This window comes from Streptomyces sp. HSS9-12 (genome assembly GCF_054963655.1).
This window is the reverse complement of the sequence record NZ_JBUEGC010000013.1, coordinates 1-25,647: the sequence shown is the minus strand read 5'-3', so window position 1 is coordinate 25,647 and position 25,647 is coordinate 1. Positions and strand designations below refer to the sequence as shown.

Here is a 25,647-nt window from a genome sequence, read left to right as displayed (position 1 = left end):
GCGCTGCGCTGCCGCTTTCGTACGTGATTTTTGCGGGGCGACTTCCGGGGGCTTCTTGTTGGCATGGGCTTGTCAAAGGCCCGGCAACCCCCCACGAAAGGAAGTCCGTTGAAGAAGCTCTTGAAGCCTCTCGAGAGAACTGCGGCCGCCGGAGCGGTCGCGCTCGCCGCCATAAGCCTGCAGCCCGGCGCCGCCCAGGCACAGGACTCGGACCCCACGCGCGCAGGCCGCCCGCCCGCCGGGGCGGGCGGCCCTGCCCCTGTTACCGTGACGCCGTTTGCCACCAGTGAACCGCGAACCAGCGAAGCGCGACGGGGAGCCAGCGATGCCCGAACAGCCCGTGAACACCACCGACAGCGCGGACGACGCCGTCCGCGCCGAGCTGGCCCGGCTTCGCGACAGCATCGACAACATCGACGCGGCGGTCGTCCACATGCTCGCCGAGCGCTTCAAGTGCACCCAGCAGGTGGGCCGCCTCAAGGCCGAGCACAAGCTGCCGCCCGCCGACCCGGCCCGCGAGGCCCGGCAGATCGCGCGTCTGCGGCAGCTCGCGGAGAGCGCGAAGCTGGACCCGGCGTTCGCGGAGAAGCTGCTGAACTTCATCATCGCCGAGGTCATCCGCCACCACGAGACGCTGGCCAACAGCGCCATCACCAGCGAGAACGGCCGCCGACCTGATCCCCAGTGATCAACAACTGATCCGCCCCCGTCACGAGCAGCAGGCTTGCGGCCGGCTGCGCGCACAGCACTCCACTTCGGCCTGAACTTCGGGGCGTTCGACTTCGCTGTCACCCCCGACGTGACTCCGCCCCGCTCCCGGTCACCTGGCTCCCGGCCGGTCCGCCTGCCGTGGTGTCAGCATGCCCTGCCGGGGGCGGCGCGAAGTGCCCGCCTGGCACGGCCGGACCTGTGCCCGGGCCCCACCGCCAACGGCCCGGCCGGCTCTGCAGGACAAGCCCAGCTCGTCCTGCAGAGCCGCCCGGCCGTCTACCTGCGCCGCCCACAGGGCATACGGCAGCATGGCAGGCATGTCCGTACTGACGCGCGACGAAGCGCAGACGCGAGCCCGGCTCCTCGACGTGCACCGCTACACGATCGACCTCGACCTGACGCGCGGCGAGGAGCTGTTCGGCTCCACGACCGTCATCGACTTCACCGCGCGCGAGGCCGGGGACACCTTCGTCGAGCTGCGGCCGGCCAGGCTGCACCGCGCCGTGCTCGACGGACGGGAACTCGACCCCGCCGCCCTCGCCGACGGCCGCCTCCCGCTCACCGGCCTTGGCCCCGGCGAGCACAGGCTGCGCCTCGAAGCCGACATGCACTACTCCCGCACCGGCGAGGGCATGCACCGCTTCACCGACCCCGTCGACGGCGAAACGTATCTCTACACGATGTGCTGCATGGCCGACGCACCCTACGTCTTCGCCGCCTTCGACCAGCCCGACCTCAAGGCCGTCTTCGAGGTCACCGTCACCGCACCCCCCGCCTGGACCGTCCTCGGCAACGGCATCGCCCGGCGCGTCGGCGACCCGGCCGACGGCCGCCGGCAGCTCGCGCCCACCCCGCCCATCAGCACCTATCTCATGGCGCTGGCCGCCGGCCCCTGGCACTCCGTACGCGCCGAGCACGCCGGGCTGCCGCTGGGTCTGCACGTCCGCCGGTCCCTGGCCCGCCACCTCGACGCCGACGCCGGCGAGCTCCTGGACATCACCCGCCGCTGCTTCGACCGGTACCACGAGATCTTCCACGAGCCGTACCCCTTCGACTCCTACGACCAGGCGTTCGTGCCCGAGTTCAACTCCGGTGCCATGGAGAACCCCGGACTCGTCACCTTCCGCGACGAGTTCATCTTCCGCTCCGCCGTCACCGACACCGAGCGGCAGACCCGCGCCATGGTGATCGCCCACGAGATGGCCCACATGTGGTTCGGCGACCTGGTCACCATGAAGTGGTGGGACGACATCTGGCTGAACGAGTCCTTCGCCGAGTACATGGGCTACCAGATCCTCACCGAGGCCACCCGCTTCGACGGCACCTGGACCGACTTCGCCATCGCCCGCAAGAGCTGGGGCTACGACGCCGACCAGCGCCCCTCGACCCACCCCGTCGCCCCCGAGCCGGACGGCGTCCCCGACACCGCCGCCGCCCGCCTCAACTTCGACGGCATCTCCTACGCCAAGGGCGCCTCCGCGCTGCGCCAGCTCGTCGCCTGGCTCGGCGAGAAGGACTTCCTGGCCGGCATCAACGACCACTTCGCCCGGCACCGCTTCGGCAACGCCACCCTCGCCGACTTCCTCGACTCCCTCGCCCGCGCCTCCGGCCGCGATGTCCACGCCTGGGCCGACTCCTGGCTGCGTACCACCGGTGTCGACGCCCTCGCCCCCGAGATCGCCGCCGCCGACGGCCCCGGCGGCTGGTCCCTCGCCGTCCGCCACACCGGCAGCCGGCCGCACCGCATCGCCGTCGCCGCGTACGACCAGGCGCACGCCGACCACGGCACACTCGTACTGCGCGAACGCTTCGAGGCCGATATTCCGGGCGACGGCGACTCCAGCCCCCTCGCCCTCCCCGGCCGGCGCCCGGACCTGGTGCTCCTCAACGACGGCGACCTGACCTACGCGAAGATCCGCCTCGACGCGGGCTCCTGGGACACCGTCGTACGCTCCCTGTCCGGGCTGCCCGACCCGCTCGCCCGCGCCGTCATCTGGAACGCCGCCCGCGACATGGTCCGCGACGGCGAACTCCCCTCCACCGCCTACCTCGACGCCGCCCGCGCCCACCTGCCGTACGAGAACGACATCGCGATCGTCCAAGGCGTGCTGGCCTTCGCCCGGGTGCACATCGCCGACCGCTACCTCCCGCTCGACGCCCGGCCCGGCGCACTCGCGACCCTCACCGCCCTGTGCCGCGACCTGCTCGACCGTAGGGAAGAAGAGGCCGCACCCGGGCTGCGGCTCACCGCCGTACGCGGCTTCATCGACAGCGCCGCCGACCCCAACGAACTGCGCGCCTGGCTCACCGACGGCACCGTCCACGGCGGCCCCGCACTCGACCCCGAACTGCGCTGGCGCACCCTGGCCCGGCTCTGCGTCCTCGGCGCGGCCACCCCCGCCGACATCGACGCCGAGCTGGCCGGCGACCCCAGCGCCACCGGCCGGGAGGGCGCCGCCCGCTGCCGGGCCGCGCTCCCCGACCCGCGGGCCAAGGAGGCCGCCTGGGCCGACCTGTTCGACAACGACGAGCTGTCCAACTACCTCGTCACCGCCACCGCCGAGGGCTTCTGGCACCCCGAGCAGCTGGACCTCGTACGGGACTACGTGCCGCGCTTCTACCCGGCGGCCGTGGCAGCCTCCGCCCGGCGGGGCGCCGCCATCGCCGAGGCCCTGGGGCGCTACGCGTTCCCCGCCCATGTGGTGGACGCCGAGGCGCTGCGGCTGGGGGAACAGTGCCTGCGGGAGGCCGACCCGGTCCCGGCCCTGCGCCGCAGGCTCGCCGACCAGCTCGACGACCTCCGCCGCGCCCTCCACGTCCGCGGCACCTGACCTGGCGCCTCGGGCGGCCTTCCGTATCCGCCCGACGCTTGCGGCGGCTGACCGCCCCCGGCGGGCGCGCCCACCCGCCGGTGTCAAGCGGTGGGTGGGCAGGAAGGAAACCCGGCACCAAGCGCCGGGCGAAGCCAGCCACCTAGCCCGCGCCCCCATACACGGAGTGACCAGCGGTACGCGCCCCGTACCCCTTTTGGGTGCCGATCCCCCCGCTGGCCGGGCGTGCCGGGAAACCGCCGGACAGACTGAGCACTCCCCGACTGCCATCGCCGAAGGACACGCCCCATGCCCACGTGGCCCGACGGAACCCACGCCCCCACCCTCGCCGGAGGGCCGGAAGGGCCGCGACACCTGCGGCCGCTCCTCGACACCGTCCTCGACGCGCTCGCCGCCGGGGCGGCCGACCGCGGCGGCCCCCTCCCCGCCGGCGGCCCCAAAGCCGTCGCCGACCGCGTACGGTCCGCCGCCGAGCCGCTGATCCCCGAGACCGGCGTCGGCGCCCACGAAGCGCTGCGCGACCTCGTACACGCCTTCACCGCCGGCACCGCCGAGCCCGCCGACCCGCGCTGCGCCGCGCACCTCCACGGCCCGCCGCTGGCCGTCGCCGCCGCCGCCGACCTCGCCGCCAGCGCCCTCAACCCGTCCATGGACTCCTGGGACCAGGCACCGGCCGCCTCCACCCTCGAGGCGCGCGTCACCCGCGGCCTCGCCGCCGAGGTCTACCCCCACGAGCCGACAGCCGACGGCCTCATCACCACCGGCGGCACCGAGTCCAACCAACTCGCCCTGCTGCTCGTACGCGAGGCGAGCAAACAGAGCGGCCCCCTCCAGGTGGTGTGCGGCGCCAACGCCCACCACAGCATCCGCCGCGCCGCCTGGCTCCTCGGCCTCCCCGAGCCCGTCGTCCTGCCCACGCCCGCCGACATCCTCAACCCCGCAGCCCTCGACGCCGCCCTCAAGGAGCAGCCCGGCCCCTGCCTCGCCGTGGCGACCGCCGGCACCATCGACACCGGCGCCATCGATCCCCTCCCGCAGATCGCCGACATCTGCGCCGCCCACGGCGCCCGGCTCCACGTCGACGCCGCCTACGGCGGCCCGCTGCTGTTCAGCGACACCCTGGGGGTCCGCCTCGACGGCCTCGAACGAGCCGACTCCGTCGGCTTCGACCTGCACAAGTTCGGCTGGCAGCCCATCGCCGCCGGTGTCTTCACCGTCCGCGACAGCGCCATCCTGCGCCCCCTCGGCCACCACGAGGACTACCTCAACCCCGAGGACGACGCCGCAGCCGGAATCCCCGACGTCCTCGGCCGCTCACTGCGCAGCACCCGCCGCGCCGACGTCCTCAAGATCGCCGTCACGCTGCGGGCGATCGGCCGCAGAGGCCTCGCCGAGCTGGTGAACCGTACCTGCACCGCCGCCCACCGCTTCGCCGACGTCGTCGCCGCCCACCCCGCCTTCGAGCTGTACGAGCCGCCGACCCTCAGCACCGTGCTGTTCCGCCCCGTGGGCGCCGACGACGCCCTGGTCGCCGACATCCGCCGCAGGCTGCTCGCCGCGGGCAGCGCCGTCCTCGGCCGCGCCCACGCCGCCGACCCCCACACCGGCACCGTACGGCTCTGGCTCAAAGCCACCGTCCTCAACCCGCACACCCGCCCCGCCGACCTCGAAACGCTGCTGAAAATCGTGGAAGGAAGCACCCCTCGATGACCAGCGAGTCAGATCACGTCCTGGACCTGGTGGGCATCGGCATCGGCCCGTTCAACCTCTCCCTCGCCGCCCTGGCCCACGGCATCCCGGGCCTGCGCACCGCCTTCTACGACAAGCAGCCGGCCTTCCGATGGCACCCGGGCCTGCTCATCGAGGGCGCCACCCTCCAAGTGCCCTTCCTCGCCGACCTGGTCACCCTCGCCGACCCCGAAAGCCCCTGGTCCTTCCTCAGCTATCTACGGGCCCACGACCGGCTGTTCCCCTTCTACCTCGCCGAGCGCTTCCACATCGAGCGCGCCGAGTACGACGCGTACTGCCGCTGGGTCAGCGAACGCCTCCCCGGCCTGCACTTCGGCCACCAGGTCGACCTCGTCCGCTGGAACCCACAACGCGACCTGTTCGAGGTCGACTTCACCAAGGTCGACCCGATCGGCGAGGCCGAAGCCCTGGGCCGCGCCCACGCCCGCAACATCGTTGTGGGAGTGGGCACCGCCCCGTACGTCCCCAAGCCGCTGCGCCCGCTCGCCGACGCCCCCACGGTCCCCGTCATCCACTCCGCCGAATACCTGCAGCACCGGGAGCGGCTGCTGGGCGGTGAGCACCTCACCGTCATCGGCTCCGGGCAGTCCGGCGCCGAGGTCTTCCTCGATCTGCTGCGGGCCCGCCCGCCCGGCCGGGAGCGGCTGGCATGGCTGGCCCGTACGCCCGCCTTCGCGCCCATGGAGTACAGCAAGCTGGGCCTGGAGCAGTTCACGCCCGACTACACCCGCTACTTCCACGGCCTGGCCGAGACCGTACGCGACCGGCTCCTCCCACAGCAGTGGCAGCTCTACAAGGGCATCGACCACGAGACCATCGCCGCCATCCACGACGAGCTGTACCGGCGCAGCCTGCACGGCGGCTGGCCGGACGTGGTCCTCACCCCGGGTGTCACGGTACGCACCGCGGGGCGGGTCGGCACCACCCGGGTCGAACTCCACCTCGAGCACGTAGAGCAGGGCACGCGCAGCCGCCTCACCACCGACGGAGTGGTGCTCGCGACCGGATACCGCGAGCGGCGCCTCGACACCCTCCTCGCCTCCCTGGAATCGCACATCCACCGGGACGCATCGGAGCGCCCACGCGTCGACGAGCACTGCCGGCTGGTGATGGACCGTACGGTCACGGGGTCGGTGTATGTCCAGAACGCCGAGCGCCACACCCACGGCGTCGGCGTCCCGGACCTTGGCCTGGCGGCCTGGCGCAGCGCCACCATCCTCAACTCCATGACGGGCGGCACCCCGTACCCGCTGCCGACGCGCACCGCCTACACCACCTTCGGGCTGGCCCCCGCGCAGGCGCCCCGGCAACGGCGCGCACCGGTCAGAACACGGGAACTCCGTCACGTGTGAGCCGCCAGCCGACGCCTGCGAACTGAGCGCCGTCGATGGTGCGCGTTTCTTTTCGGTGACCTGTCATGGCAGGCGTGCCACAGTTTGCTGACATGACGACACCCAGCCCCACTCCGTACGGCACACCCGAAACCCCGCGCATCTCCGTCCGCGGCGAAGCCCATCTCGAAGTCGATCCCGAGATCGCCAGGATCGCGATCACCGTCAACGCCCGGGGCACCGACCGGCGCGGAACACTGGAGGACCTGACGCGGCGCAACGCCGCCGTAGTCGAACTCGTCAAGTCCTATGGCCCGGCAGTGGAAAAGCTGGAGACCGGAGCGTTCGTCATCACCCCGCAACTACGTGGGAAGGGACGCGGGGAGCGGGTCCGTGCCTATCACGGACAAGTGCTGGTGTCTGCGGCGCTCTCCGACTTCACGGCGCTCGGCGAACTGGTCACCCGGATCGGTGATCTTGAACTCACCCGCGTGGACGGCCCCTGGTGGGCGCTCCGCCCGGATTCAACGGCCTACCGGGACGCGCGCCGACAGGCCGTACAGGACGCGGTCCAGCGGGCACGCGAATACGCCGATGCGCTGGGGACAGGGCTCGTAGCGCTTCTCGAGCTCGCCGACGAGGGAGCGGAACGCGCGGTACCCGTCGCGGTGGCAGCCCCCGGCCAGATGCGCGCCTACGCCGGGCCCACGGAGGCCGAGGAGCCGCCCCCGCTGGACCTCCAGCCGCAGCGCCAGACCGTCCACGCGTACGTCAACGCCCGGTTCACCATGTCACCACCACAGCTGTGACCCGATCCCGCGGACAGTCGGTTGAGTGTGGCCCCACCGCTTCTCCCCTCCCGGAGGCCGCCCCATGACCACCCACATCGCCGCCTCCCTCGAGGATGAACAGCCGCCCGCGCTCGGGCCGGAGACCGCGCTCGGGCCGGAGTCCGCGCTCGCCGGCGGAGTCCGCGGTCGCCACGCGCTCGAACCACTCCTGCGCACCGTGCTGCACGCCCTCGCCGAAGGCGCCGCCCGGCGCAGTGGGCCCATCCCCGCGGCGCACCCGGTCAGCTCGCCGTACCGAACTCCCGGGCAAGGGGCCGGGCAAGGTCCGCCTCAAGCTCATGCTCCTCAATCCGCACACCACCCCCACCGAGGTGGAGCGGCTGCTACAGGCGGTCGCCGCGGCGGGCCGGGCCGAGGAGGAGCGGACGCCGCCATTCCAGGCACCGTAATCCGCTCATCGGAGCGGGTCCCTGCACGAATTCAACTCTTGTCAATAACCTTTCATCTAAAGGCCGTTGCATCGTCATGCACGACCAATTCTCTACTGGTGAGTACGGCATAGGCTCGACGCCATGCGCCGAGCAAAGATCGTTTGTACTCTGGGCCCCGCCACCGATTCATATGACCAGATCAAGGACCTGGTCGAAGCCGGAATGGACGTCGCCCGCTTTAACCTCAGCCACGGCACGTACGCCGATCACGAGGACCGATACCACAGCGTGCGCAAGGCTTCCGACGAAGTTGGCCGCAGCGTCGGCGTTCTCGCGGACCTTCAAGGCCCGAAGATTCGGCTCGGCCGATTCACGGAGGGTCCCGTACTCCTTGAACGCGGTGACGAATTCACGATCACGGTCGAGGACATCGAAGGCGACCGCCACATCTGCGGCACCACCTACAAGGGCCTGGCCGCCGATGTGACCCGCGGCGAGCGCATCCTCGTCGACGACGGCCGCGTGACCCTGGAGGTCACAGGCGTCGACGGGCCCCGCGTGCACACGATGGTCATCGAAGGCGGCATGGTCTCCGACCACAAGGGCCTCAACCTCCCCGGCGTCGCCGTCTCCGTTCCCGCCCTCTCCGAGAAGGACGTCGAAGACCTCCGCTGGGCCCTGCGCGTGGGCGCCGACATCATCGCCCTGTCCTTCGTCCGCACCGCCCGTGACATCGAGGACGTCCACCGCATCATGGACGAGGAGGGCCGCCGGCTCCCCGTCCTTGCGAAGATCGAGAAGCCGCAGGCGGTCGAGAACCTCGAAGCGATCGTCGACGCCTTCGAGGGCATCATGGTCGCCCGGGGCGACCTCGGCGTCGAAATGCCGCTGGAGAGCGTGCCGATGGTCCAAAAGCGCGCCATCAAGCTGGCCAAGCGCAACGCCAAGCCCGTCATCGTGGCGACCCAGATGCTCGACTCGATGATCGACGCGTCCCGGCCCACGCGCGCCGAGGCCTCCGACGTCGCCAACGCCGTCATGGACGGCACCGACGCGGTGATGCTCTCCGGCGAGACGAGCGTCGGCAAGTACCCCGTCGAGACGGTCAGGACGATGGGGCGCATCGTCGCCGCGGCGGAGGAGGACATGCTGGCCAAGGGCCTCCCACCGCTGACCGACCGCAGCAAGCCCCGCACCCAGGGCGGCGCGGTCGCCCGCGCGGCGGCGGAGATGGGCGACTTCCTGGGCGCCAAGTTCCTGGTCGCCTTCACGCAGTCCGGCGACACGGTCCGCCGCCTCTCCCGCTACCGCTCGCCGATCCCGGTCCTGGCCTTCACCCCGGAGCCGGCGACCCGCTCGCAGCTCAGCCTCACGTGGGGCGTGGAGACCTTCCTGGGCCCGACGGTGAATTCGACGGACGAGATGGTCCGGCAGGTGGACGAACAGCTGCTCAAGATCGGCCGCTGCCGGCACGGCGACACGGTCGTCATCACGGCGGGCTCCCCGCCCGGCGTCCCGGGGTCGACCAACCTGGTCCGCGTCCACCACATCGGCGAGGACCCGCGCTAACCCTTTGCCTGCGCGCGCACGCCGGGCCCAGGCGTCCACGGAGGAGCGGGGCACCAGCCCTTCGGAGACCCCGGCGATGTCACCGCCGCCATGCTCGACCAGGTCCCGCAGGCCGTGCCGGCACTGTTTCGTCCCTCCGCCGGCCAGCTGGCAGCTGCGGGACCTGACCCGCTACCGCACCGAGGTCATCCGCGAACGCACCCGCGAGGTTCAGCGGCTGGAGAAGCTCCTGGAAGACGCCGGGATCAAGCTGTCCGCGGTCGTCTCCGACCTGCTGGGCAGGTCCGCTCGCGCCATGCTCGAGGCCCTGATCGCCGGGGAGCGCGACCCGCTGGTGCTGGCGGATTAGTGCAGGAGGGGTGCGCGACCGCGCGTAGGACGGCGGACGGAGGGGCGCGATGACCGACAGTGGAGCCGTGCTGCCCTGGCTGGTCATTCGTCAGGACGACAACGGCAACCGCTACCGCGTCGGCCGCTATGCCAGCCGGGCGGAAGCGGAGCAGGTGGCCGACCGGCTCGACGCCCGCGGACACCGGCAGCTCTATGTGATCGAAAAGATCGGCCGCGCCACGACCTGAGCGCCGCGCAGCGGGGGCGAGGCGCACAACGGGAGCTGGCGCGTGTGACGAGTGCGAGGGCGCAACGGCAACGGGGGCGGCTCCGGCGGCCTGTCCGCGGGCGTACCTCCCCCCCGGACGGGCCTGGGCGGCGGGGGACGGACCTACGCAGCCGACGCGGCCGCACGCGCGAGCGCGGCCACTGTGATCAACGCCACCAGCAGGGCCAGCAGCGCCGCCGGGGACAGCCCGGCGATGAAGTTCAGCGTGCGTGCAACGCCGCGTGATCAGAGTCGTACCCAGACGTCATCTGCGGGCGCTTCAAGTGTGAACTGGATCACATTCATGTCAACTCCCCCTACCGCCGCGGGATTTACTTGATCAAAATGTGGGCCGCCGTTGCACCTGGCATGAACCACAGCTCAGCAGCCTTTGACCACCTCTGCCCTCTCGGGCGAGTTGAGCACGCACCACTTGACTTTCCAACACCCCCTGGAGAGGCAGAAGACACGGATGCGCCCTATAGACCTGCCGCGCGCTGGATCGGGACATGCGGCACCCATCACTCACGTCGGCCTCCGGAACGACGCCCAGCGCCTGGCGAGTTGTTCCTACGACGGTACCGTCATCGTCTGGGACATCTCGGATCCCGGCAGCCCTGTCCCCTCGGCCCTGCTGCGGCACCGTCGCCTCGTCAACGCTTCGGCATGGAACCCCGCCGTGCCGCAGCTGCTCGCCACGGCTTCCGCGGACAAGACCGTGTCGGTCTGGAACGTTCCGGAGGACGGTCCCGCTGCTCTCGTCAACGTACTGGCCCGACACACCGACGACATCAACTCCGTTGCCTGGATGCCTGATGGCGAGCGGCTGATCTGCGTGTCCGAGGATGGCCGGGCGACGATGTGGGAGGCCCGAGCGGGCCGGTTCGTGGGGGAAGTGGGTTCCCACGAGGCGCACTGCATGATGGTCTCCATCAGCAAGGACGGGCTCGTCGCCACCGTCGGCGAGGACGGCCTGGTGGCGGTGAGTGACCCGGACTCCTCCGGCGAGCCGGCATTTCGGAAATACGATTCTTCCGTTGAGGGCTGCGCCTGGTCGGGCAGTGGTGACACTCTCGCCATCGCCCGCGACGACGGTGCGGTGGACCTGCTCACCGCGAAGCTCGACCACCTGCGGACGGTCGAGGTCTCGACGTCGGCCGCCCGGTGCGTGAGCTGGTCCGACGACGATTCGCGGTTCGTGGTGGGCGCCTATGACGGCTCGCTGCACTTCTTCGACACCGACGGTGAACGTATCCACCGAGTGGATGACGCCCGAATCTGGCCACGTTCCGTGGCCGCCACGGGCGGACTGGTCGCCGCGGGCAGTTTCTGGAGCAGCCCCCACCTCCTCGACTTCGCCACGGCCGCCGAGGTCGCGGGGCCAGCCGAGCCCACGTATGGCCCCAACGCGATGTCGGCCTCCGGCAGCGAGCTGTTCATCGGCTGCGACTCCGGCACCGTGGTCGCGCTGTCGTTCGCCGACGGCTCCGAAGAGCCTCAGGTCCGCCTCCTCGACCTCACGGACGGGCCGATCCTCTCCCTGGCCGTACGCGACGACGTGGTCTACGCGGGTACCTACTCGGGCCATGTGGTGCGGCACGACGGAAATCGCCTGGTCAGCGATCAGCTCGGGGCACCGTTGCCCTCGCTCTGCTTCGACGGCGACCTTTTGGTCGCGGGCACGTACAACGGAGAGCTCATCGCTCTGGCTCCGGACGATCTCGCCGTGCGGGAGCGGGCGCAGGCGCACGACGGTTCGGTCAAGTCCCTGGCGCCCCTGGCCGGGGAGGGCTTTCTCTCGGCAGCGACCGATCGCACCGTCGCAGCCGGCGGATTCCATGAGCGCACCGTCCTGTGGGAACACGGCAACCTGGTCAACGCGGCGGCAGCACTGGGGAATTCGGTGGCGGCGAGCGCCTCCCGCGACCACACCGTCAAGGTGGGTCGGCTCTCCCGTACGGATACCGGTGGCCTGCGGACCGACACCGTACAGACGCTGCTGGGCCCCGACGAATCGGTGAAGTGCGTTGCCCTGCTCGGCGCCGCCGAAGCGCCGTTTGTCCTGGCCGGCTCCTATGACTTCGGGCTGTACATATGGCCGGTGGACTGGAACAGCACTACGGGAGTGCTGACCGCCGGACACCTCCTGGACGAGTTCGGACAGGGCCTGTCCTGCATGCTCCAGTTGGACGACTCCAGGGTTGCCGTGGCCGGCTGGGACGGTCGCATCGTCATCGTGGAGCACAGCACGGGCGATGACCTCCCCCGCGTCCAGTGCTCCTGGTGGATCCAGGAGCTGGTGGCCGGGGCCCGCAGCGGTGCAGCAGGGGTGGCGAAGTGACTCTCACTCCACTGCCCCGGTCCCCCCGTACGGGGAAGCCGGAGAAGGCTGAGGCGACCGTCCGTGCCCGTGTGGGCGCCACCATGGCCCGCTTCGGCGGCCGGCGCGCGGAGCTCATCACTTTCCACGGCCTCCCGGGCACGGGCGAGCATGTGGCATGTGTGCTGCCTCCCATGCCGGACCGCGCGCCCCTCGTACGTCTCCACAGCGAGTGCCTGACCGGCGACCTCTTCGGCTCGGAGCGCTGCGACTGCGGCCCCCAACTCGACGAGGCCCTGCGGCAGATCGGGAAGGAGGGCGGGACGGTCCTGTACCTCCGGCAGGAGGGCCGCGGGATAGGTCTCTACAACAAGCTCGACGCATATCTGCTGCAGGATCAGGGCGCGGACACCTTCGAGGCCAATCGCATGCTGGGCCGCGGCAACGACGAACGGGACTACGGCGTCGCGGCCGCCATGCTGCGCGCTCTCGGACAGACGCGGATCCGGCTCCTGACCAACAATCCCGACAAGGTCAGCCAACTGCGCGAGCACGGCATCGAGGTGGTGGAAGTGATTCCCACGCATGTCCATCTGACCGCGGAGAACTCCCGTTACCTGTCAGCGAAAGCCGAGTTCGGCGGTCACACGCTCAGTGTCTGGGAGGCCGAGCCCACATGCGACTGAGTGACGTTGCCGATTCGCCGCATTTCAAGGAATACGCTGACCTCGCCGTACCGGCACGCGTGCACCTGTCCGAAAAGGACCGCGGACGGTTCCTTGCCGGAGCCGCAGCCGACGCCGACCCGGCCCGGCTGGCGGAACGGATCGAGGACCCGACCGTACCGCTGCCCGAGCGACTGGCCGCAGGCGTCATCCTCGCCCTTACGGGAGACCCGCGCCTGGGCCCGGTGCCCGCCACCAGCTTCGTCCCCGGGGGACAGGTCAGGATCGGCCTTCCCCCCGAAGCCGTCGCCACGGTGGTCGCACAGTGGGAGCACGTCGGTGTCATAGAGTCCTGGATCGAGAAGGAGACACCGGAACACACCGTGTCCCTCGACGACTTCTGGATCGCCACCTATCCGGTCACCAATGGCGAGTACCGGGACTTCCTCGAGGACACCGGTCATCCCTCCCGCCCGACCACCTGGTACCTCGGTGCCTATCCGTGGGAGCGGGCCAACCACCCGGTCGCGGGTGTCCAGCCCGCCGAGGCGGACCTGTACGCGCAGTGGCTGACGCAGCGAACGGGGCATCCGTGGCGGCTGCCCACCGAGGCCGAGTGGGAGCGCGCGGCCAAGGGGGACGACGGACGGGAGTTCCCCTGGGGCGATACCTTCGACCCCGATGCCTGCAACACCCGTGAATCGGGCGTGCACACCACCTCGACGGTAGGGGCCTTTCCCGCGGGCCGCTCACCGTACGGGGCTCACGACATGGGCGGAAATGTGGAGGAGTTCGTCGCGGACGATTACACCCCCTACCCGTCGGGGCCGTTTGTCGCGGACCACCTCGTCGAGTCCATGGGCGGATACCGTGTGGCCCGCGGAGGGAGTTTCTCGCGCTTCGGTGACCTGGCCCGGACCCGTCGCCGCCACGGTGCGTTCCCCGGCCCGCTCTATCCGGTCGGATTTCGGCTCGCGACCAGCGAGCGTCCCTCATGACGGCGCCGACCGCACCGACCCCGCCGCCGGACATCGCCGCGGCGCTCTCGCAGCGGGCTCCGCGGGGAGATGAACTCGTATCCCTGTCCTTCGCCGAGCTGGAGGAGAAGGCGTACGCGGTGCTCCCGGAGATCGCCGCGCTGCGTCCCGGCATCGGGGACACGCCCTTGGTACCGGTCTCCAGCAGGCAGGGCCGAGGCACCGTGTGGCTCAAGCTGGAGTCCGCCAATGTCACCGGAACCGTCAAGGCGCGTACCGCGTATGCGCTGCTGTGCGCTGCCGTCGCCGGATCCGGCTCGCGGGACCTGCGACTCGTGGAGTACTCCGGCGGCAGCCTCGCGTTCGCGCTGGCCGAGTTCTGCGCAGCGCTCGGTTTTGACCTGCACATTGTGGTCCCGTACCACTCTCCCGAAGGCGTGTGCCGAAGCCTCCGCCGCGCCGGAGCCACCGTTTCCAAGGGGGATGAGGGAACGGGCTTTCTGGGCGCCATGGACAAGGCCGTCCGGGTGGCCGAGGCGGAGGGGCGCCGCCTTCTGCTGCAGCACTGCGCCGCGGAGGCCGTGGCCATGCACCAGCGGCTGACCGGCAGTGAGATCGTGCGCCAGCTGCGTGCCGCGGGTGCCGAACCGGCTGCCCTCGCCGCTTCCGTGGGCACCGGCGGGACCGTGCTCGGAGTGACTCTCGCCCTGCGCGAAGTGTGGCCGGAATGCGACGCGTTGGCGGTATTCCCCCAGGAGGGGCCGTACGGTGACCCGCTGCCGCCGTCCGGCTCACCCCGTATGCAAGGCACGGGCGGACTGGGGTACGGCCTGCGGCAGCCGTTGCTCGCGCCCCAGGAAGCGGGACTCGCCTTCCGCGAGGTCTCCTACCAGGACGCGAAGGAGGCGATGAGGACGTTGCGATCGGCACACGGTCTGGCCGTGTCCAGCAGTGGTGCGGGCGCCTGGCTCGCGGCTTCGGAGGCGGTGGACCGCGGGCCGGCCGGCCGGTGCGCGGTGGCCGTCGTCCCGTCGCGCGGAACCGTGGAGGAGTGGGCCGATGCCAACGCAGGAGAGTGACTACCCGGCGTACCGGGAGACGGTCCGGGACTCCTTCCAACAGTGGTACGTCGAAGGCCGGGACTCCTGGAGCGTCGGCCCGATAAAGTCCCGTATCACCGAGTTCATCCTGAGGTCGGCGCCACCCGCCGACCCGCACCGCAGACGTCGCGTACTGGACATCGGCTGCGGGAGGGGGCACCAGACGGCGCAACTGGCCGAGCGGCTCGACGCGGACACCGTGGGGCTGGACCTGCTGGATGTCTGGGAGGCTCCGCCCGTCAGCCGCGGATCACTGAGGTTCCATCAGGGCGACTTCCTGAGCTTCGGTGAGGGGCCCATGGACTTGCTCGTGGACAGCGGCTGCCTGCACCACCAGCGCCGGGACGACTGGGAGCCATGGGTGAAGCACGGCGGCACCTTGCTGCGCGAGGGAGGGGTATGGGTGGTCAATTTCTTCCTCAGCCCGCACGGCGACGTGGTCAGCAAGCAGCTTCCCGACGGCCGCCACAACTGGTGGCTGACCGAGGAGTCGGCGACCGCGCTGTTCACGGGGTGCGGCTTCACCTGCGTGGGAAGCGAGGAGATCGACCGCAACTTCCAGTACGAGGGGCATTGGCTCAAGTACCTGACGCTTGCCTTCTCCCGGACATCCTCCCGGAGTTGATCCGTGCACATCGTCATGGTGGAGACCACCCACCCGCGGGGCTTTGACTACATCGAAGAACTTGCGGGCGCCGGCATCGAGGTCTCCTTTCTCACTGAAGATCTCCAGAGCTATTCGGGTACACAGGGCTTCGAGCGGCACAAGCTGGCCGCCCGCATCCTGGAGGTTCCGGGTCTGCGGGACAACGAGAACGTCGCGGCGCTCGTCCGTGACCGCTTCGGCTCCGGCACGCCCGATGGTGTGCTGTGTGTCCACGACGAGTACCTCGTCGCCGCGTCCTGTCTCGCCCGGGACCTGGGCCTGCCGCACGAGCCCGTGTCCACCGTGCGCATGCTCAGGGACAAGGCGGCGGTACGTGAACGCCTGTCGGTGGCGGGAGTCGGAACGCTGCGCTGGCGGTGTGTCCGGACGCCCGCTGAAGGACTCCGAGCCGCCGCCGACATCGGCTATCCCGTCGTTGTCAAGCCTGTAGCGGGACATGGCTCGGTGGACGTTTCGGTCGTCTGGAGCGAGGGGCAGGCCGTCCGCGTCCTGGAGGAAACCTTGGGGCGGGCGCATGGCGAGCGCCTGCTCATCGAGGAATATCTGGTGGGTCGTGAAGTAGCTGCCCAGGTGCTGGTGCAGGACGGGCGTCCCATGCTGCTCGGCTTCGGCGAGTGCCTTCCGTCCCGGCCGGACAACACCGTCGAACTGGGCGGCTACTTCCCCGCCCGTTTCGAGCAGCGCGGTGCCTGCCGGCGCTTCGTCTCCGATGTGGTACGCGCCCTGGGCATACGTGACAGCGCACTGCACATCGAGATGATGGTGACGCCAGCGGGGCCCGAGCTGATCGAGGTCAACGGCCGCATGGCCGGATATGTAATTCCCCGTCAGATGGGAATTGCTCTGGATCGTTCGATCCCACTCGACCTGGCGGCCCTCTGTACCGGCCGGCCGGTCGCCGAACCGGGGGAGCCGGTGTCGTACGTCGCGCTGCGCAGTCTGTGCAGCAACCAGAGCGGAATCGTCCGGGGGGTGGAGATCCCGTCCGACCTGTCCGGGGAGGTGGCCGACTACTGTGTCACCGTCCGGCCGGGCGATCGGGTCGTGCCGACACGCCGCAACTCCGAACGGTTCGGATATGTCCTCGCCGAGGGTTCTACGGCGGAGGAGGCGGCCCGAACGGCGGATCAGGCATTCGAACGCATCCGTGGCGGACTCGCCGTTGAAGCCGAATCCGATGCAGCCGGATCCGCCGGCGCGGATGTCATGGCACCCGGTCAACAGGACGATCGGCTAGGGAGCGACGACGGCGAGGCGTACGGGCCGCATGTGGTGGTGCTCCTCGGCCCCGACGGTCCCCGGCCCGACCGGGTCCTCGATGCGATGGGAGCGGCTACCGGCCGCGTCAGCGTGTTCTGGTGCGGTGCCGGCGACGCGACGTCTGGCCTGCGGGACCACTGGGCCCGGCGCTATGTCGGTCATTGGTACGACACCCCCGGTCAGGACGGCGCCCACGAAGCCCTTCGCAGCGTGCAGGCAGGACATCCGGTCGATGCCGTCGTCACCTTCGCGCCCGGTCTGACGGCACTCCGGGACCGCCTCGCCGCTGCCGTACGGGGCGACCACGAAGAGCCGGCCACACCGGTCGGCCCGCAGCAGGCCGGACCACAGCAGTCCAGACCACAGCCTGTCCCCGGCCACATCGTGGTGTCCGTCGTGGCCGGCGGCGCCGTCCGGCACCTGGATGTCCTCGACGATCTCGGAACCGACACGGACGGACACCGTACGCTGCGCAGCCCCTCGGCTCTCCCGGCCGCCACGGCAGCGGCACTGCGCGCCGCCGCAGAGGAAGCCGTGGCCTCCTCCGGTATCGCCGCCGGAGTGGTCCGCTGCCTCTTCCCGGCCGATGCGATCCCCCGGTCCACGCAGCCGGCTCCCGCCGCAGTGCGTCCTGCCGCCGTGCTTCCCGGACTGGACGAAGCCACGCGAGCCGTCCACGACGCCGCGCATGCACGGGATGTGGTGGCCCTGGCGACATCCGCCGCGCTTGGGAACCTGGATCAGGTCCCCGGACAGCGCGTGGGCACCGCGGCACTCCGTACCCTCGCCGCCCCGCTGGGCGCCTTCCGCGTCGTAGAGGCCACAGCGGCAGCAGAGCTCTGCGATCACCCGGAAGTGGCCTATGTGCACGCCCCGCTGGCCGCCGGGGACGTATGCGTCGGGCCCGAACGCGCCTCACGGCTCTCCTACGCCGTAGTGGACCGGGACATGGATGCCTGCCGAGCGGCCATGTCCCGGGTGGAATCGGGCCTGGTGTTCCGTCATACCCCCCTGGACCGCACCCACGTTCTGATCATCGACCGGATCGGTGCGGCCACCTGGACCCGGGAAGACGGCACTCCACTCCTCCCACCGGAGCGTTTCCGGGTGAGTGTCCTCAGCGGCGGCCCTTCGGTCACCGGGCCGGGAATCGCCCCTGCGGATTTCGCGCTGCGCACCGATGTCTTCGATCACGAAGCGATCGCACGGACCGTACGAGCACTGCACCGCACCCATCCGGTCCACCGGATCGCCTCGGCGTCGGAGCGGCTGCTGGCACCGGCCGCCGCCCTGCGCGGACGCCTGGGACTGCCCGGTGACTCCGGCCGGTTCACCCGGAGCGTGGTGGACAAGGCCGAAATGAAGCGGCTCGCCCGGAGTGCCGGCATCCCCCATGCCGAGGGCAGGGTGGTGTACGAGGCGGCGGATGCGTACGAGCTGCTGGACGAGCACGGTGCCGTCGTGATCAAGCCGCGCGAGCTGTCCGGCTCACAGGGAGTCGTGGTCTGCACCGACCGGCAGACGCTCCACCAGTGGCTGCACGAACGCTTCGTACCCGGGCGGTATCTCGTGGAGCGCCGGGTGGCCGGTCCGATGTGCCACATCGACGCGGTGGTCCACGAGGGCATTGTGGCCTGGGATGTGTCCCTCTACCGACGGGACACCCTGGCCTATACCCGAGGGCAACCGCTGTCGTCGCAGACCGTCGACGACCCGGTGCTCCGGAAGCGGGCCGGCGCACTCCTTGAACGCGTGGTCTCGGCCTGGCAGATGCGCTCGGCCGTGCTCCACCTGGAGGCATTCATCGAGGACCAGGACCTGATCTTCTGCGAGGTGGCGGCCCGTCCGGGCGGAGCCGGGGTCATCCCCGCCTTCCGGGCAACCCGGGGCATCGACCTGAGGCATGCCAAGGTCCTCATCGACGCGGGTGAAGACCCCAGGGTGCTGGCGCGTGAACCGGTTGCCGCGCACGCCGGATGGACTGTGCGCTATTCCTCCGGTGGCGTACTGCTGCGGTACGACGACTCCGCGGTGGCGGACCGTACGTACCATCGCTCGCTCAGCACCGAGGTCGGCGGTGAGGTCGCTCCTTCCGCCTTCTCCGGAACGGGACTGAGCACCCATGTGTTCGCGGACGACTCCAGCGCCGAGATCGGCCGGCTGATCACTGCTGCCGAGCAGGACATACACATTCACATGGAGCCGTCTTCCTCGACGGCCCAGAAGGGACACCATTGATGATTCTGGGAATTCTGGGCAGCGCGTCCAAGGAGTCGCACACGCGGACCGGCCTCGAGGCCGTGGCGGACCGGGTGCGTCGAGCCGGTATGGAGTTCCAGACGATCGATCTGGCAGTCGAGTTCCGTGAGCCGCACAACATCAACGATTACAACGAACCGGACCCGCACGGGCAGACCGCGGCAGTACGCCGGCGGATCGCGGAATCCACCGGGATAATTCTGGCAACTCCCGTCTACCACGGGTCCTACAGCGGATTGCTGAAGAATTTCCTGGACCATCTGGAGGGGGATGCCTTTGCCGACAAGCCGGTGGGCATTCTCGCCAACGGCGGTGGCCCCCGCAGCGCGGGCACTGCCTGCGACCAACTGCGTACCGTCGTCCGCGCCATCAGCGGCTGGGCCATCCCCAGCCATATCGCCACGACGGGTTCGGACTTCACGGACGGCGAGCCCAGCGCCTTCATCGGCGGTCGCATGGATGCCTTGGTCGCGGACCTGCTGATGTTCACGGAGGGCCGGCGGAATTCGGCCGGCGCCGGCCTCGGGTGACGGAGCACCGTATGCTGCACGAGATCGACATCGACGGGAAAGCCGACGGTACAACAGTCCGAGCGGCACTGCGGGACGGCTTCTTTCTCGTCCGTAACACCGTTTCCGAGAGCCTTCTCGACGAGGCCTACCGGCTGCTGGAGGAATTCTTCGGTCTCCCGGTCGAGGACAAGGTCCGCTGCCGGGTACCCGGGAGCAACGGTCAGTCCGGCTATACACCGCCGCTGATCGAGACGGCCGAGAAGTCGAAAGCCCCGGACTGGAAGGAACTATTCCATTGGGGGGCTCCGCTGCCCTCCGCACACCCGCTCCGCGCCCGTTACCCCGCACGGTATCCGGATCCCTGCATGCCGGACGACCTGGTCCCGGGCATCGGCAAGGTGCTGTCCGAGCTGCACTCGCGCATGAAGGCCTTCCAGGTCCAAGTGGTCGGTGTCATCGGACAGGCGCTGAATGTGCACCCGGAGTACTTTGCGGAAATGCTCGAGGACGGTCCCGTGGTCAATCGCGCGGCCTGGTACCCGCCCATGGATCTGGCGCCCTCCGGACAGCACACCTGGGCCGTGGAGCACCAGGACTTCGACTTGATCACGGCGCTGCCCCGGGCCACGGCCCCCGGCCTTCAGGTACTGCATCACGACGGCGAGTGGCTCAGCGTGGATGCCCCCGAGGGGTACGCGGTCGTCAATGTCGGGATGGTGCTCGAACGCCTCACCGACGGTCTGGCGCGTGCGGCGGTGCACCGTGTGGTGGCCAACCGGGAACAGTCCGGAGGCCGCCTGTCGATCGTCCAGTTCTGCCACCCGACCCCGTGGTCGGTGCTCACGCCGCTGCGGCTGCCCGGTTCGGAGGAGGCCCCGCAACGCTTTCCGACACTGACGGCGGACGCTCTCTTCCAGCGGACGATGTACCGGATCAATCGGCTCGACACGCAGCACGATGAGGTGAGGTGACATGCCAGGTGCATCGCTGGACGCAGGTGAACTCGGCGACCCGCCAGCGCACTTGGTCCTGATCGTCGGCATCGGAGGCCTGCCGGCTCCCGATGCGCTGCATACCGCCAGGAGCGTCACACCGCGCGTCAGCGTCCTCTTTGTGACGGCGTGGGCCGATCCGGCGCCGCTGCGCGAGCTGTGGGGGAAGGAGGCCGCCGCGGGGGGCGAGTTCCTGGAGGTGCCCGATCTGGACGGTGCCGTGGAAGCCTGCGTCTCCCTCCACGAGCGGCTGCCGGTGTGCGGCGTGGTCACCTACTCGGAGCTTCTGCTGCGGCCCCAGGCGCAGATCGCCCACCGACTCGGACTGCCGGGAAACAGCCCCGAGTCGGTGACCGTCGCCCAGTCGAAAGCTCTGCAGCGTGCGGCATTCGCGGCACACGCGGTCCCGGCACCGCGCTTCGCCACGCTGCTGAGCGAGGCCGACATCGCCGCCGCAGTCGACGAGGTCGGCCTGCCCGCTGTCTTCAAGCCCTCGCTCGGGGCCGGCAGCGAGGGGGTTCATCAGGTCCGTACTGTGCCGGAGCTGACCGATGCATACCGCCGCGCCCTCGGCGCGACAACCCCCTTCATCCAGAGCGATGACGCCTTCCTGCTGGAAGAGCCCATGCCGGTCGAGGGGAGCGACGGCTCGCCCTACGCCGACTACGTCAGCGTCGAATCGCTGCTCTTCGAGGGCAAGGCCGACCACCTGGCCATCTCCGACCGGCTGAGGCTGCGCCACGGGTACGTAGAGGAAGGGCTCGTCGTACCCAGCCGTCTTGACGAGACCACCGCCGCGGCCGTAACGGACTGCGCGGAGCGAGCCATCCGCGCCGTTGGACTCACCCACGGAGCGGCCCACACGGAGATCGCCCTTACCCCGGCGGGCCCCAGGGTCATCGAGGTAAACGCCCGCGCCGGCGGCCCGACCCCCAAGATGCTGCGAGTCGCGGCCGATTACGACTTCGCTGCCGAGATCGCCCGCGTGGCTCTCGGGCTGCGCCCCGGGCCACCGCCCCGCTTCACCGGGGTCGCGTGGTTCCGTTTCGTTCCGATTCCGGCGGGCTCCTGGCAGGTCGTCTCGCAGCGGACGGCGGAGGAGACCATGCAGCGTTTTCCGGAGCTGCACCAGCTCTCCCTGCGCTTCAGGCCAGGGCAGCAGGCCAATCGGAACAACACTCAGCACCTGGCGTCGTTCACCGTACGCGGAACGACCGTGGAAGAGGCCCGCGCCAGTGCCGCTGCCGTGGAGAGCTTCCTCGCCATCACGCTGGAACCCGCCGACGCCCTCGAGCTCCCGGGGCCCGGACATTGACCGGCGAGGAGGAGCCGAACCACGGCAGTCCTGCGGCCGTGGCAGCCTGCCGATGCGGACCACAGGTGCCACGGCGGCCGAGTGCCGACCGGGCACCTGGGCTGCTGCGCCTGATGAAGGAGGACCTGGACGCCGTCCTGGAGCGCGATCCTTCCCGTACGCGCCGTGCGGAGGCGATGCTGCATGCCCCCTGGCACGGGCTGGCGTTGTACCGGATGGCCCATCGCCTGTACGAGGGCGGGCACCGCATCGGGCCGGGGGTGCTGACCTGGATCGGCCGGATCGTTTCGGGAATGGAGATCCATGCCGGGGCGCGCGTCGGACGGCGCGCATTCATCGACCACGGGTTCGGCGTGGTGATCGGGGAGTCCTGTGTGATCGGGGACGATGTGACGATCTACCACCAGGTGACCCTGGGCTCACGGGGGTGGTGGCAGGACGGCGGACCGCGGGCCCAGCGCCACCCGAAGATCGGCAACCGGGTCACGATAGGAACAGGGGCATCGGTGCTGGGACCGGTCACCATCGGGGACGACGTACGGATCAGGGCTCATGCCCTGATCCTCCGTGATGTGCTGGGGGGCGGCCGGTGAGCGAGCAGCGGGCCCGTCCTGGCCCAGAGCCGGCGTCACCCCCCTCCGCAGCGGCGAAGCCCCTCCGGCGTATCTACGTGGTGGGCTTCCTCGACGCCACCGGCCTCGGCATGTACCTGGCTTTCTCGGCCATCTACCTGAGCCAGGGCGTGGGCATGTCCAACTACGATGTCGGCCTGGTCCTGGGGATCGCCGGCGTGGCCTCGCTGGTCGGGGCGATCCCGATCGCCAGGTTCGCCGACAACCGTGGTCTGAGGCGCTCGCTGGGCATCCTGTTCATCGCCCGGTCGCTGTCCTACGTCGGGCTCTCCCTCGCCTCGAACATCTGGACCGCGGTGCTGGCCGCCGCCTTCGGTGGCCTGCTCAACCGTGGTATCGGCCCGCTCGTCCAGTCAGCACTGATCGCCGGCCGCGACCAGGAGGCGGCGGTGGCGCCACTCGCCCGGCTGCGCGCGCTGCGCAACGCCGGGATGGCCATCGGAGCGCTGCCCACCGGTGCGGCGGTCGCCATCGGCGAGGAGTGGGCGTATCGCTCGATCATGGCCTCCGCCGCCACGTTGTTCGTGTTCTGTGCCGTGACCTCCCTGAGCCTGCCGAGGGACGCGGACTCCGCCCGCGCCAAGCGGAGCGGAAAGCCGGGGCTGGTCGGAAACGCTCCGTTCCTGCGGGTCACCGCGCTCTTCGGCGCACTGACGCTCTCCGCGATCCTGCTCGGTGTGGGCATGTCACTGTGGATCACGCAGAAGACGCACGCCCCACCGTGGACCGTGAGCGTCAGCTACATCCTCAACACCGTGCTGGTGGTGGTGCTCCAGACGCGGCTGAGCCGGGGGTCGGAGTCGCCCCGTCGTGCCCGGACCATGATGACGGCCGGCGGGGCCCTGGCGGCGGCCGGTGCCGCCGTGGCACCGCTGTCGGCACTCGGGAGCGGCTGGGCGCCCGTCGCTGTCATCGTCCTGGTGGTGGTGCTGCTGACCGGCGCGGAGATCTACGTGGTCGCCGGCGCCACGAGCCTGGCACTGGTCCATACCCCGCAGGAGCACCGGTCCACGTACCTCGCCACGTTCAACCTGGGCTTCGGCGCCGCGACGATCATCGGACCCACACTGATCAGCGTCAGCCTGGGCTTCGGCGCCGCCGGCTGGCTGGCGTGGGCGGCGTTTTTCGCCATCGCCGGTGGTGTCTCCCGCACTCTTCCCCTGACTTCCCGCGGTCATGCCGCGTCGGACACACAACAAGATCGGCACGGAGCACAATGCGGCGGGGCCGTACGCCGTGAACCAGAAGGAGAGACAGCATGATTGAAGCGGGCCATACCATCCGGATCGCCCGGCCCTCGTTGAACCTCGCGGCCGCCGAACGTTTCTACGTCGAGGGCCTGGGGCTGAGCGTTCTCTTCAGGGCCGCCGGCCAGCCCGAAGCGGGAACGCATGATCTGCTGATGGTGGGCCCGAGCGGCGGACATTGGCATCTGGAACTGACGACCGGTACGCGCAACGTCGTAAAGCCGTCGCCCACCCCCGAGGACCTCCTGGTGATCTATTTGGGAGTTTCGGTGAGCGAGGAGATCGTGTCGCGGGCGGTGGCGCACGGCGGCACAGTCATTCCCTCGCACAACCCGTACTGGGACCGCGGCGGAGTCACCATCGCCGACCCGGACGGCTATCGCATCGTGCTCACCGAACGGCTCTGGGGCCTCAACACGCCCCTGTCCGCCGAGACCGGGAGCTCGGAAGCGTCCTGACAATGAGCCCAGGCCACGCGTCCGCACAGGCGATGCGCAGTGCGTAACCGCTGCGCTGCGGCTGTGCGCTGATGCAGCCGTCGCCCAGGTAGAGACCGAGGAGGTATGCGTATGCGTCGGTGGGCTCGGGAGGCTGCGGATCGCGCGCGCATCTCGGGCAGCACTCCTCCGTATGCCGGATGGGCTCGATTCTGACCTGCCACTGGCGGATCGCGGCCCTTGATATCCCGATCTGCCTGCTCACGGAGTTGAGGCTGCGCCCCTGGTTGGCGAGAGCGAGGGCGTGCTTGCGTGTCTCAAGGTCGTACATACCGCGAGCTTGGACTGGACTTCGCCGCCGGGGGCCGATCCGAAGGGATGTTCACCAGGGCGACTGATGATCGCCAAGCGGGACCGAACCTTGAAAATGAAGGTAAGTGCCCCGGGTGGGATTCGAACCCACACTGAATACCTTTTGAGGGTATCGTCTCTGCCGATTGGACTACCGGAGCCCCTGTAATCCGAAGGTCAGTCTAGCCCCTTCGTGACTCAAACATACAGGAGCCAGATAGGCTCGTGCTGCACCACCTGCCCTGGAACGAGGAGTCCCGTGAGCGCCGCCGAGAACGAGCAGCCGTTCGATGACGAGCAGTCGCACGTCCCGCCGCAGACCACCCGCGTCGTCATCGCCGAGGACGAAGCCCTCATCCGGCTCGATCTCAAGGAGATGCTCGAGGAGGAGGGCTACACCGTCGTGGGCGAGGCCGGGGACGGCCAGGCGGCGGTCGAGCTCGCCCGCGACAGGCGGCCCGACCTTGTCATCCTCGATGTGAAGATGCCGGTCCTCGACGGCATCTCCGCCGCCGAGAAGATCGCCGAGGAGAGCATCGCCCCCGTCCTGATGCTCACGGCCTTCTCGCAGCGCGAGCTGGTCGAGCGGGCGCGCGACGCCGGCGCGATGGCGTACCTGGTCAAGCCGTTCAGCAAGAGCGACGTCGTGCCGGCCATCGAGATGGCCGTCTCCCGCTTCACCGAGCTCAAGGCCCTGGAGAAGGAGGTCGCGGACCTCAGCGAGCGCCTGGAGACCCGCAAGCTGGTCGACCGGGCGAAGAGCATCCTGCAGACCCAGTACGGGCTGACGGAGCCGGCGGCGTTCCGCTGGATCCAGAAGACCTCGATGGACCGCAGGCTGTCCATGCGGCAGGTGGCCGAGGCCGTCATCCAGGACGCCGAGGAGAAGAAGCAGCAGAAGC

General features: G+C 69.9%; 21 protein-coding genes, 1 tRNA gene and 2 pseudogenes. 22 read left to right on the top strand and 2 right to left on the bottom strand.

All coding sequences use genetic code 11. The features are described from left to right. Positions 1 to 325: 325 nt before the first annotated feature. The 21 genes and pseudogenes from ACY34J_RS09380 to ACY34J_RS09280 all read left to right on the top strand — a co-directional run bounded on the left by ACY34J_RS09380 (position 326) and on the right by ACY34J_RS09280 (position 24,415). Positions 326 to 688: a chorismate mutase gene (locus ACY34J_RS09380; protein ID WP_462724805.1), complete on the top strand. Its 363-nt coding sequence runs from the start codon at positions 326 to 328 to the stop codon at positions 686 to 688. A 340-nt stretch (positions 689 to 1,028) separates the two neighbouring features. After that, a complete protein-coding gene (pepN, locus tag ACY34J_RS09375) occupies positions 1,029 to 3,542 on the top strand; it encodes an aminopeptidase N (protein WP_462724804.1) in 2,514 nt (837 codons plus the stop codon). A 288-nt stretch (positions 3,543 to 3,830) separates the two neighbouring features. Then, on the top strand, positions 3,831 to 5,252 hold the full coding sequence (locus ACY34J_RS09370; protein WP_462724803.1) for a pyridoxal phosphate-dependent decarboxylase family protein: 1,422 nt from the start codon (positions 3,831 to 3,833) through the stop codon (positions 5,250 to 5,252). Next, positions 5,249 to 6,643 (top strand): lysine N(6)-hydroxylase/L-ornithine N(5)-oxygenase family protein, encoded by a 1,395-nt coding sequence (locus ACY34J_RS09365; protein ID WP_462724802.1) that lies wholly within the window; start codon positions 5,249 to 5,251, stop codon positions 6,641 to 6,643. The genes ACY34J_RS09370 and ACY34J_RS09365 overlap by 4 nt, the downstream gene beginning before the upstream one ends. 92 nt (positions 6,644 to 6,735) lie before the next feature. After that, positions 6,736 to 7,431, top strand: coding sequence for an SIMPL domain-containing protein (locus ACY34J_RS09360; protein WP_462724801.1), 696 nt, complete (start codon positions 6,736 to 6,738; stop codon positions 7,429 to 7,431). 236 nt (positions 7,432 to 7,667) lie between these two features. Then, the gene (locus ACY34J_RS09355; RefSeq protein ID WP_462724800.1) at positions 7,668 to 7,862 is read left to right on the top strand and encodes a hypothetical protein; all 195 of its coding nucleotides are present in this window, start codon (positions 7,668 to 7,670) and stop codon (positions 7,860 to 7,862) included. 123 nt (positions 7,863 to 7,985) lie between these two features. After that, entirely contained in the window at positions 7,986 to 9,413 is a 1,428-nt protein-coding gene (gene pyk / locus ACY34J_RS09350) for a pyruvate kinase (protein WP_462724799.1), read from the top strand. A gap of 118 nt (positions 9,414 to 9,531) precedes the next feature. Beyond that, positions 9,532 to 9,759: pseudogene (locus ACY34J_RS09345) on the top strand (IS110 family transposase); the annotation flags it as partial. Between the two features lie 52 nt (positions 9,760 to 9,811). Continuing rightward, positions 9,812 to 9,991 carry an SPOR domain-containing protein gene (locus ACY34J_RS09340; protein ID WP_462724798.1) on the top strand — a complete coding sequence of 60 codons (180 nt, stop codon included), beginning with the start codon at positions 9,812 to 9,814 and terminating at the stop codon, positions 9,989 to 9,991. A 492-nt stretch (positions 9,992 to 10,483) separates the two neighbouring features. Beyond that, positions 10,484 to 12,352 carry a WD40 repeat domain-containing protein gene (locus ACY34J_RS09335; RefSeq protein ID WP_462724797.1) on the top strand — a complete coding sequence of 623 codons (1,869 nt, stop codon included), beginning with the start codon at positions 10,484 to 10,486 and terminating at the stop codon, positions 12,350 to 12,352. A gap of 83 nt (positions 12,353 to 12,435) precedes the next feature. Then, positions 12,436 to 13,017 carry a GTP cyclohydrolase II gene (locus ACY34J_RS09330; RefSeq protein ID WP_462724896.1) on the top strand — a complete coding sequence of 194 codons (582 nt, stop codon included), beginning with the start codon at positions 12,436 to 12,438 and terminating at the stop codon, positions 13,015 to 13,017. Continuing rightward, entirely contained in the window at positions 13,008 to 13,994 is a 987-nt protein-coding gene (locus ACY34J_RS09325) for a formylglycine-generating enzyme family protein (RefSeq protein WP_462724796.1), read from the top strand. Before ACY34J_RS09330 ends, ACY34J_RS09325 begins: the two co-directional genes overlap by 10 nt. Then, on the top strand, positions 13,991 to 15,052 hold the full coding sequence (locus tag ACY34J_RS09320; RefSeq protein WP_462724795.1) for a pyridoxal-phosphate dependent enzyme: 1,062 nt from the start codon (positions 13,991 to 13,993) through the stop codon (positions 15,050 to 15,052). The genes ACY34J_RS09325 and ACY34J_RS09320 overlap by 4 nt, the downstream gene beginning before the upstream one ends. After that, on the top strand, positions 15,033 to 15,698 hold the full coding sequence (locus tag ACY34J_RS09315) for a class I SAM-dependent methyltransferase (protein ID WP_462724794.1): 666 nt from the start codon (positions 15,033 to 15,035) through the stop codon (positions 15,696 to 15,698). The genes ACY34J_RS09320 and ACY34J_RS09315 overlap by 20 nt, the downstream gene beginning before the upstream one ends. Before the next feature lie 3 nt (positions 15,699 to 15,701). Further along, positions 15,702 to 19,238: an ATP-grasp domain-containing protein gene (locus ACY34J_RS09310; RefSeq protein ID WP_462724793.1), complete on the top strand. Its 3,537-nt coding sequence runs from the start codon at positions 15,702 to 15,704 to the stop codon at positions 19,236 to 19,238. Continuing rightward, positions 19,238 to 19,789, top strand: a complete 552-nt coding sequence (locus ACY34J_RS09305; protein WP_462724792.1) for an NADPH-dependent FMN reductase — start codon at positions 19,238 to 19,240, stop codon at positions 19,787 to 19,789. Before ACY34J_RS09310 ends, ACY34J_RS09305 begins: the two co-directional genes overlap by 1 nt. A gap of 11 nt (positions 19,790 to 19,800) precedes the next feature. Next, positions 19,801 to 20,742, top strand: coding sequence for an isopenicillin N synthase family dioxygenase (locus tag ACY34J_RS09300; RefSeq protein WP_462724791.1), 942 nt, complete (start codon positions 19,801 to 19,803; stop codon positions 20,740 to 20,742). Position 20,743: 1 nt separating this feature from the next. Beyond that, positions 20,744 to 22,078, top strand: coding sequence for an ATP-grasp domain-containing protein (locus tag ACY34J_RS09295; RefSeq protein WP_462724790.1), 1,335 nt, complete (start codon positions 20,744 to 20,746; stop codon positions 22,076 to 22,078). 113 nt (positions 22,079 to 22,191) lie between these two features. Next, entirely contained in the window at positions 22,192 to 22,671 is a 480-nt protein-coding gene (locus ACY34J_RS09290; protein ID WP_462724789.1) for a serine O-acetyltransferase, read from the top strand. Then, a complete protein-coding gene (locus tag ACY34J_RS09285) occupies positions 22,668 to 23,972 on the top strand; it encodes an MFS transporter (RefSeq protein WP_462724788.1) in 1,305 nt (434 codons plus the stop codon). The genes ACY34J_RS09290 and ACY34J_RS09285 overlap by 4 nt, the downstream gene beginning before the upstream one ends. Beyond that, entirely contained in the window at positions 23,969 to 24,415 is a 447-nt protein-coding gene (locus ACY34J_RS09280) for a VOC family protein (RefSeq protein WP_462724787.1), read from the top strand. The genes ACY34J_RS09285 and ACY34J_RS09280 overlap by 4 nt, the downstream gene beginning before the upstream one ends. Before the next feature lies 1 nt (position 24,416). On the opposite strand, the pseudogene ACY34J_RS09275 reads toward ACY34J_RS09280, so the two are convergent. After that, a pseudogene (locus tag ACY34J_RS09275) lies at positions 24,417 to 24,725 on the bottom strand (helix-turn-helix domain-containing protein); the annotation flags it as partial. Between the two features lie 107 nt (positions 24,726 to 24,832). Next, positions 24,833 to 24,906, bottom strand: a tRNA-Leu gene (locus tag ACY34J_RS09270). A gap of 98 nt (positions 24,907 to 25,004) precedes the next feature. Between ACY34J_RS09270 and ACY34J_RS09265 the strand changes: the two genes are divergently transcribed. Beyond that, on the top strand, positions 25,005 to 25,647 hold a 643-nt coding region (locus tag ACY34J_RS09265), incomplete at its 3' end, for an ANTAR domain-containing response regulator (protein ID WP_462761946.1).

Bases quoted from the DNA above. Each gene is read 5' to 3' on its own strand.
- ACY34J_RS09380 (WP_462724805.1), top strand. From the start codon at position 326: ATGCCCGAACAGCCCGTGAACACCACCGACAGCGCGGACGACGCCGTC.
- pepN (WP_462724804.1), top strand. From the start codon at position 1,029: ATGTCCGTACTGACGCGCGACGAAGCGCAGACGCGAGCCCGGCTCCTC.
- ACY34J_RS09370 (WP_462724803.1), top strand. From the start codon at position 3,831: ATGCCCACGTGGCCCGACGGAACCCACGCCCCCACCCTCGCCGGAGGG.
- ACY34J_RS09365 (WP_462724802.1), top strand. From the start codon at position 5,249: ATGACCAGCGAGTCAGATCACGTCCTGGACCTGGTGGGCATCGGCATC.
- ACY34J_RS09360 (WP_462724801.1), top strand. From the start codon at position 6,736: ATGACGACACCCAGCCCCACTCCGTACGGCACACCCGAAACCCCGCGC.
- pyk (WP_462724799.1), top strand. From the start codon at position 7,986: ATGCGCCGAGCAAAGATCGTTTGTACTCTGGGCCCCGCCACCGATTCA.
- ACY34J_RS09340 (WP_462724798.1), top strand. From the start codon at position 9,812: ATGACCGACAGTGGAGCCGTGCTGCCCTGGCTGGTCATTCGTCAGGAC.
- ACY34J_RS09335 (WP_462724797.1), top strand. From the start codon at position 10,484: ATGCGCCCTATAGACCTGCCGCGCGCTGGATCGGGACATGCGGCACCC.
- ACY34J_RS09330 (WP_462724896.1), top strand. From the start codon at position 12,436: ATGGCCCGCTTCGGCGGCCGGCGCGCGGAGCTCATCACTTTCCACGGC.
- ACY34J_RS09325 (WP_462724796.1), top strand. From the start codon at position 13,008: ATGCGACTGAGTGACGTTGCCGATTCGCCGCATTTCAAGGAATACGCT.
- ACY34J_RS09320 (WP_462724795.1), top strand. From the start codon at position 13,991: ATGACGGCGCCGACCGCACCGACCCCGCCGCCGGACATCGCCGCGGCG.
- ACY34J_RS09315 (WP_462724794.1), top strand. From the start codon at position 15,033: ATGCCAACGCAGGAGAGTGACTACCCGGCGTACCGGGAGACGGTCCGG.
- ACY34J_RS09305 (WP_462724792.1), top strand. From the start codon at position 19,238: ATGATTCTGGGAATTCTGGGCAGCGCGTCCAAGGAGTCGCACACGCGG.
- ACY34J_RS09300 (WP_462724791.1), top strand. From the start codon at position 19,801: ATGCTGCACGAGATCGACATCGACGGGAAAGCCGACGGTACAACAGTC.
- ACY34J_RS09295 (WP_462724790.1), top strand. From the start codon at position 20,744: ATGCCAGGTGCATCGCTGGACGCAGGTGAACTCGGCGACCCGCCAGCG.
- ACY34J_RS09290 (WP_462724789.1), top strand. From the start codon at position 22,192: ATGAAGGAGGACCTGGACGCCGTCCTGGAGCGCGATCCTTCCCGTACG.
- ACY34J_RS09280 (WP_462724787.1), top strand. From the start codon at position 23,969: ATGATTGAAGCGGGCCATACCATCCGGATCGCCCGGCCCTCGTTGAAC.